Source organism: Chamaesiphon polymorphus CCALA 037 (assembly GCF_003003845.1).
GTDB lineage: Bacteria > Cyanobacteriota > Cyanobacteriia > Cyanobacteriales > Chamaesiphonaceae > Chamaesiphon > Chamaesiphon polymorphus.
This window is the reverse complement of record NZ_PVWO01000614.1, coordinates 1-2,981: the sequence shown is the minus strand read 5'-3', so window position 1 is coordinate 2,981 and position 2,981 is coordinate 1. Positions and strand designations below refer to the sequence as shown.

Annotated in this window: 1 protein-coding gene; it reads right to left on the bottom strand. The window is 51.9% G+C overall.

Annotated features, from left to right (window positions below):
* Window positions 1-23 precede the first annotated feature (23 nt).
* Window positions 24-2,981 (bottom strand): hybrid sensor histidine kinase/response regulator (locus C7B77_RS27205; protein WP_106312408.1); only part of this gene is annotated, 2,958 nt, incomplete at its 5' end.

The window sequence follows — 2,981 nt, the reverse complement described above, 5'->3', positions numbered from 1 at the left end:
ACTCCCAACTCCGCACTCCCAACTCAGATCAACCGATTGAGCGTATCGAGCAAAAGTTGCTGGTCGAAATCGCCTTTGGTGAGATAGGCGGTGGCACCAGCTTCAAAGCCGCGATCGCGATCGGCGGATTGGGAGAGTGTGGTCACTAAGACGATCGGGAGATGCTGATAGTCAGCATGATTGCGAATCTCAGTGGTAAGTTTGAGACCGCCCCAGCGCGGCATTTCGACGTCAGAGACGACGAGATCGAATTGCTCGGCTTGGAGTTTTTCCCAGCCTTCGACGCCGTCATTGGCAGTGGTGACGCGGTAGCCAGCCCCCTGGAGAATCCGCGTCATCTGCGTGCGAATTACAAGTGAGTCTTCTACCAAGAGAATGGCAGGAGCTTGAGTCGCAAACATTGGGGTCGTCGCGGCAGCGGTTATCGAACCGCTCGGACGATTGCCCCCAGCCGTGGCAAACAAATCCAGGGGATTGAGTACCAGACAGACTTCTCCCGTGCCCAAAATTGTCGCCCCAGCAAGATGGGGGACATTGTGGAGCAAGGGATGGGGCGACTCGACCGTCACTAGTTGACGATCTTCGATCCGATCGACTAATAGTGCTAATTGTTGCCGTCCCGATTGGAGCAGTAAGCAGGCGATCGATTTACTCGTGCGAGTTAGTTCTCCAGGAGAATTGGGAGCGAGCGCGGGTAGAGAGAGCAAGTCTGCCAGCCAAGCCACTGTCGTCGTTTGACCGTTAATCTGAGTGGTCGGAGTACCGCCGAGTGCGAAGATTTCCGCTTTGTTGACCAGCAACATCCGATCGACATATTCGACGGGGATGGCGTAGGTTTGGTGGCGGACTTCGACCATCATCACTTGCGAACTACCGATCGCGTGACTGAGGACGATCCGGAACGTACAACCGCGATCGGGTGATGATTCGACATCGACTGAGCCTTTGATGCGTTCGATATTGGTCTTGACGATATCCAAGCCCACACCGCGTCCGGATAGCTCGGTGACCCGCGCGCGGGTAGAAAAGCCCGAGGCAAAGATCAGGGATTGGATGCGATCGACGCTCATGGCATCTAATTCTGCCTTGGTGTGCAGTCCCCGCTTAATTGCGGTCGCTTTAATCCGTTGTATGTCCAACCCTCGCCCATCGTCAAGGATCTCGATCGTGGTTTGGTTGCCAGTTTGGCGGACTTGAATGAGCAGGGTTGCAGCGGCCAATTTACCGTTCTGCTGGCGTTCTAAAGGCGTCTCAATGCCGTGATCGATCGCATTTCGCAAAATATGCATTAATGGGTCTTTAATCTCTTCTAGGAGGCGTTTATCGAGGAGTAGGTCGCCACCTTCGATCGCGAAATTAATTTCTTTAGATTGAGTTTTGGCTAAATCTCTTACCATCCGAGGAAAGAGATTCAAAATCGTCGCTAGCGGTAGTAGTCTGAGCTTTTTGACGCCCGAATCGAGAGCGGAGGTAACTAGTTCTAATCTCGAACTATCACCACCGATCGCTTTTTTGAACTTACTAATCAAAGCTCCCATCTGCGCCCACTGACGATCGAGGTGACTCAATTGCCGATCGAGGGACAATTGGGAAGGATTTTGCTGGATCGAGTTTTGCAGAGACTGATAATCGCGACTGCCATTTTCCCAAAGTTCGAGCAAGGTGTCTAGATCGAGTAACCTACTGGCAATCTGTTGGTTGATGACATTAATTTCGCCAGATTGTCCCATCAAGGCATCTAACTGTTTGGCATCGACTCGAATTGTGTCGATGCGATCGTCACCAATCCCGGTGGCTGGAGCAGGTGGGGCTTTTGGTGTAGCAACAATTGGCGGTGCGATCTTCTCCTCGACTGGTGGCTGGGCTTCTGGGCGATCCGCTAACGTCGGGAATTCCTCTGCTGGGATATTTTCTAGCGGCGGAACTAGCAGGTTGTCAAAAGAGGAAGAGAACAAATCATCATCCTCTTTGGTAGAGTTGTGCCGATCGAGTGGCGAGTCTACGGGGAGAGCATCTAATAGCGGGAAACCCGTATCCGACAAAGACCGCTCCTCCAGATCGAAAGCGCGATTCCCTTTCAGGGAGGCTTCGCCAACGTCAATTTCGGTACTGGGAATTAAGGTAAAGTTATCGTCTGGGGCAAACAGCAGATAGTCAGTAGGCATCTCGCTCGGCAGATCTTCGATCTGGGCGGTACCAGGCATCATGGTAAAGTCGTTTAAGCCTGTTTGAGCATCCAACGGCGGCAGAGTTGAATCTGCTGGAAATAAATCTGCGGCTAACTCCAAGAAACTGGCTTTGAGTTGGGATGACTCTAACGATCCTGGAGCTGGAGGTTGAATCTCCATTGCTTCGATCGATAGCGGTTCTGCTACAGTTGGCAGCGGCGCAGCGGGGCGTTCGTGTACCCACAAATCTGTAGGCGTATCGAACAAAGAGCTGTCGTCACCCGCACTCATCCAACCATCAGAGGCGGTAGCATCCATATCGATGCCACTATCGTCAAAACTCAAGGCTTGCGCCGTGCGATCGGATAGAGTAGCTGTTGTCGGTGATGCTGGGATCGACGGAATGGCATTGGCATCGACATCACCCATTAATGTGGCCAATATATAAAACATATTGACATCGTTGGGTTCGCCAGTTACCGCCGTATGGGCGAGTTTCTTAATGGTATCCAAACCCAAATACAATCGATCGCACAATTGTTCTGTCATTGCCGCACCACCTTTGTCGATGGGCATCAGACACTCTTCAATCTGGTGAACGAGTGTTTCGACATCCTCCACTCCCAACATCCGCGAGTCACCTTTGAGCGTGTGCGCCGAGCGTAATAACTCTTTTAATACAGCCGAATTTTGCGGTTGCTTTTCTAACTGCATTAATGCCGACTCGATCGCTTGGATGTGTTCGGTAGCGGAGGTTTTGTATAGTCCTCGGAGTTCTTCGTCGTCGATGTACATAGGGGGTTGGGGGTTGGG